Genomic DNA, 4,637 nt, shown 5'->3' with positions numbered 1-4,637 from the left:
CGAGCGGACGTTCCCCGAGGGTCGCCGACACTGGGGATTCGCCGGCTACGTGTCCCACCCGATCAGCAAGCCGACGATAGCCGCGGTGAACGGCTTCGCGCTCGGTGGCGGCACCGAGATCGTCCTTGCGAGCGACCTGGCCGTGGCGGCGCAGACCGCACAGTTCGGCCTGCCGGAGGTCAGCCGGGGCATCGTCGCCGCCGCCGGCGGGGCCTTCCGGCTGTCGGTACAGATCCCACCCAAGATCGCCATGGAGATGATCCTGACCGGGAAGCCGGTGGACGCGGCCACCGCGCTGCGGCTGGGCCTGGTCAACCGGGTGGTGCCGAGGGCGTCGGTCCTCGACGAGGCCCTTGCCCTGGCCGAGCTGATCTGCCGCAACGCGCCCCTGGCGGTCCAGGCCAGCAAGCGGATCGCGGCGGGCATCATCGACGGCGACATCGCATCCGAGGATGCGGCCTGGGCGCGCACCGACGCGGAGACTGCGGCCCTGATGCGTTCCGAGGACGCCCGGGAGGGTGTGCGCGCCTTCGCGGAGAAGCGACCGCCGGTATGGCTGGCGCGATGAGCGCGATGAGCGCGATGAGCGCGATGAGCGCGGCGGGCGCGGCGGGCGCGGCGGTCACGTGGTCGGTGACGGGGTGACCGGCCGCGGCGGGCGCCGGCCGGTGATCGCAGGCCTGGGTCTCACCGAGCTGGGCAAGGTCTACAACACGACGGCGCGCCAGTTCGCCGGACAGGCCGTGCGGCGGGCCGTCGCCGACGCCGGACTGCAGCTGTCCGACGTGGACGGGCTACTCACCAACGCGGGCGTGTCGGGTGCCGTCGGGCTGGGCGTGCAGGGTGATCTCGGGTTGCGTGACCTGCGCCTGCTGTCGGAGATCCAGGCGTACGGGTCGTCCGCCGGCGCCATGGTGCAGTACGCGTCGATGGCGGTGGCGGCAGGCATGGCCGACGTCGTCGCCTGCGTGTTCGCGGACGCGCCGTTGCGGGAGAAGGTGCCCGGCGGTTCGGCCTACTCCGGCTCGGCCAGCCGGGCGTCCGGGTGGCGCGCCCTGGCGGCGGCGAGCGGGATCGCCAGCCCCAACACGCTGTATGCGCTGGCCGCCCGTCGGCACATGATCGCTTATGGCACCACGAGCGAGCAGTTCGGGGCGATCGCGGTGGCGCAGCGGGCCTGGGCCGCCCGTAACCCGCTCGCTGCGCTGCGGACGCCGATCACGCTTGCCGACCACCAGGCGTCCCGGCTGATCGCCGAGCCGTTTCACCTGTTGGACTGCTGTCTGGTCAGCAACGGCGGTATCGCGGTGATCGTGACCACGGCGGACCGGGCCGCCGACCTGCGCCAGCCGCCGGTGCACGTCCTGGGTTGGGGACAGGCGCATCCCGGCTACGCGATGGCGCGAGGCAGCGAGTTCGGGCTGGTCAGCGGTGGCGCGGTCGCTGGGCCGGCGGCGTTGAAGATGGCCGGCGTCACTCTGGCCGACATCGACGTCGTGGAGCTGTACGACTGCTACACCTACACTGTGTTGATCTCGCTGGAAGACTACGGATTCTGCGCCAAGGGCGAGGGCGGGGCCTTCGTCGCCAGCGGGGTGCTCGGCCCCGGCGGATCGCTCGCGCTCAACACCGGCGGTGGTCAGTTGTCGTCCTACTACATGTGGGGCATGACACCGCTGTCCGAGGCGGTCATCCAGGCCAGGGGTCAGGGTGGCGAACGGCAGGTCGCCGCGCATGACCTGGTACTGGTCAGCGGCAACGGCGGCGTCCTCGACCACCACTCCACCCTGGTACTCGGCGCGGACCCAGCCTCGTGAGTCCGAAGCGCACGAGCGAGCAGCGGGGCCTTCGCCCAGACCCCGGCACGCCTGTTCCGGCAGTCCGGCGTGACGCCGAGACCGAGGAGTTCTTCGCCGGCACCGAGCGCGGCGAGCTGCTGATCCGCCGCTGCGACGACTGCGGCCACGACAACCCGCCGCCGGCGAGTGCCTGCGCCCGCTGTCATTCGGCCGCGCTGACCTGGACGCCGGCCCGGGGCACCGGCTCGGTGGTGAGCTGGTCGGTGGTCCACGGCCCGGCCCGCGACGGCGGCCCGCCGGCGCGCACCACGGTGGCCATCGTGGAGCTGGACGAAGGTCCGTGGCTGCACAGCCGGCTTGCCGAGGTGGACCCGGCCGACGTCCACGCCGGACTGCGGGTGGCCGTGACCTTCGACCGACCCACCGACGGTGAGGCGGTCCCGGTCTTCCGGCCCACGTAAGAGCGGACCGGCAATAGCCGTCGTGGCCGCCCGCGATAGCGATGGACCGGGGCACGGCCGCCCTGGTATGTCCGTCAGCTATGGACATCCAGCAACTGCGCTGTTTCGTGGCGGTCGCGGAAGAGCTGCACTTCGGGCGCGCAGCCGACCGGCTGCACCTCACTGCCTCGCCGCTGAGCCGACGCATCCGCGAGTTGGAGCGGGAGCTGGGTGAGGAGCTCTTCGTGCGCGGCTATCACCAGGTCAGGCTGACGCGTTCGGGGCGGGATCTTCTAGAGCCCGCAGCCGACGTCGTGCGGCGCTTCGATGCCCTGCGGGCCCAGCGGCCGGACCGGAGTGCCCGGCCGGCGCGCGACATCGGTGCGGCACCGGTGCTGACGCCGAGCGTCGTGGATCTCGTGCTCGGCACCTTCACACGGCTCTATCCCGACATCGAGTTACCGATCACGCTCGAACGGTCGGCCGTGCTGATGGACATGTTGTGCGCACGGAAGATCGATCTTGCGGTCGTGCACCTCCCGGTGACCGACCCGGGCCTGCGCGGGCTGGAGCTGGCCCGGTACCGCTATGCAGTCGCTACACGCAGCGACGACGAACTGGCGAGCCGACGCCGGCTGCGGCTGGCCGACCTGACCGAACGGGAGATGCTGATGCCATCGTCGAAGCTGCAACCGCTCGCCATGAAAAACCTGCGTGATTTCCTCGTCCGGGCCGGAATCAGGCACCTGAACGAACTGCCACACGCCGACTCGATTCACCTCGCGGCCCGGGTGATCCGTACGCGGAGCCTCACGCTGGTCGCCGCGGACCCGGACAATCCCAGCACGCGTAGCTTCGCCGGACCCGATTTCGCGCTTGTCCCACTCGACGAGCCGGATCTTCATTTCGCCGCCGGAGTCGCGTGGCGGGCTGACGACGAGTCCGCCGACCCCATTCTCGCCCGCGTGATAGAGACCCTGCGCACCGGCCGGGGCGCGACGCCGCTCGTCATATAAGGCTCTGTTGCGTAAGAGCGCCCGGCAACAGGGAGGTGGATCAAGGAGTGTGTCCCAGCCGTATTGCCACATATTGGACACGTAACGTATCATCATCAGAATCACATGGCCATGCTGAGCGGCCGTCTGGTAACGGAAGGAGGCCCACCATGGTCACCGTCCACGATGTCGCCGCCTACATACTCCAGCAGCGGGCACCGATGTCCGCGATGAAGCTCCAGAAGCTCGTCTACTACTCCCAGGCATGGTCGCTGGTGTGGGACGATGCACCCCTGTTCCCCGAGCGGATCCAGGCCTGGGCGAACGGTCCCGTCGTGTACGAACTGTTCGACGCCCACCGCGGCCGCTACACCGTCCAGCACCCGTGGGAACGGGGTAACCCAGAGACGCTGACGGACGACCAGCGGGAGACGATCGACGAGGTGCTCCGCGCCTACGGTGACTTCAGCGCCCGCCAGCTCAGCGTCCTGTCTCACTCGGAGCGGCCGTGGATCGAAGCCCGTCGAGGCCTGGCCCCGTTAGATCGCGGTGCACAGGTTATCGACCCCACCGTGATGATCGACTATTACGGTTCGCTTGCGGACGATGATGAGAACGCCGAGCCGGTACAGGGCTCGGTGGTGCTCGAAGACTGATGGGCAGAAAGCAGAAGAAGACGCCAGAGATCGCGATCCCTCCCCGGAAACAGGGGATACCGAAGCGTGCATCCCGGGTGCCGGGCGCAGGCAACAGTCATGATCGGATCTGCTGGCGATTCGGAATGCTCGACGGCGAAGGCCCATGGTCCATCCAGCCCGAACAGTGGCCGGATATTATCGGACATCTGCGGCGATTCGAGTCGATGACCGTCAATACGGCTTGAGAGTCGGCAACGTCTTCCATGTCATCTGGTGGGATCCGGAGCACGAGGTCTGGCCAAGCAAGAAGTGAGCGGCGACAGAGGCATCGCCGTCTGTCGGGCCGGTTCCGTAGCCGGCGCCTCCAGGTGCGGCATCCAGAAGAGGTCATCTCGGGGACGACAGAAGATTTGAGGCAGGGTCTCAGTCTTCGGCTTCACTCAAGGTCGTCGCGTAGCAGGTCCATGAGGAGTCCGTCGTGGAAGCGGCCGTCCGGCCCGCGTTCGTAGCGGCGCATGATGCCGACGGGACGAAAGCCGACCTTCTCGTAGCAGCGGATGGCCCGGGTGTTGGTGGCCGCCGGGTCGATCGTGAGCCGATGATGCCCCCGCTGTTCGCACAGGAAACGGGCGACCAGTCCGACCGCCGTCGTCCCCACGCCGCGGTCCTGGAACCGGCTGCTGAGGTAGATGTCGATGCCCGCGTGGCGGTACTGCGGGTCGTTCTCCTCGCAGTACTGGATGCCACCGGCGACCTGGCCGTCCA

6 protein-coding genes are annotated in these 4,637 nt (G+C 68.9%); 5 read left to right on the top strand and 1 reads right to left on the bottom strand.

All coding sequences use genetic code 11. The features are described 5' to 3' along the window. The 5 genes from U9978_RS17275 to U9978_RS17255 all read left to right on the top strand — a co-directional run. Nucleotides 1-568, top strand: a 568-nt coding sequence (locus U9978_RS17275) for an enoyl-CoA hydratase-related protein (protein ID WP_322762174.1), incomplete at its 5' end; no start/stop codon positions are given. Between the two features lie 73 nt (nt 569-641). Then, complete coding sequence (locus tag U9978_RS17270; protein ID WP_322762173.1) at nt 642-1,817, top strand: thiolase family protein; 1,176 nt, start codon at nt 642-644, stop codon at nt 1,815-1,817. Further along, entirely contained in the window at nt 1,814-2,260 is a 447-nt protein-coding gene (locus U9978_RS17265; RefSeq protein ID WP_322762172.1) for a Zn-ribbon domain-containing OB-fold protein, read from the top strand. The genes U9978_RS17270 and U9978_RS17265 overlap by 4 nt, the downstream gene beginning before the upstream one ends. A 41-nt stretch (nt 2,261-2,301) precedes the next feature. Further along, complete coding sequence (locus U9978_RS17260; protein ID WP_322762171.1) at nt 2,302-3,255, top strand: LysR family transcriptional regulator; 954 nt, start codon at nt 2,302-2,304, stop codon at nt 3,253-3,255. Between the two features lie 149 nt (nt 3,256-3,404). Next, nucleotides 3,405-3,890, top strand: coding sequence for a Panacea domain-containing protein (locus tag U9978_RS17255; RefSeq protein WP_322751241.1), 486 nt, complete (start codon nt 3,405-3,407; stop codon nt 3,888-3,890). A 418-nt stretch (nt 3,891-4,308) separates the two neighbouring features. Here the strand turns inward: U9978_RS17255 and U9978_RS17250 are convergent. Beyond that, nucleotides 4,309-4,637: GNAT family protein (locus U9978_RS17250; protein WP_322762170.1), on the bottom strand; the 329-nt coding region annotated here is incomplete at its 5' end.

This window comes from Protofrankia sp. Cr2 (genome assembly GCF_963555885.1).
Classification (GTDB): domain Bacteria; phylum Actinomycetota; class Actinomycetes; order Frankiales; family Frankiaceae; genus Protofrankia.
Note: the sequence above shows the minus strand (reverse complement) of the source record. Positions and strands in the feature narration are given on the sequence as shown.

Excerpts from the sequence above, each read along its gene's own strand:
- U9978_RS17260 (WP_322762171.1), top strand. The coding sequence starts at position 2,302 with ATGGACCGGGGCACGGCCGCCCTGGTATGTCCGTCAGCTATGGACATC.
- U9978_RS17255 (WP_322751241.1), top strand. The coding sequence starts at position 3,405 with ATGGTCACCGTCCACGATGTCGCCGCCTACATACTCCAGCAGCGGGCA.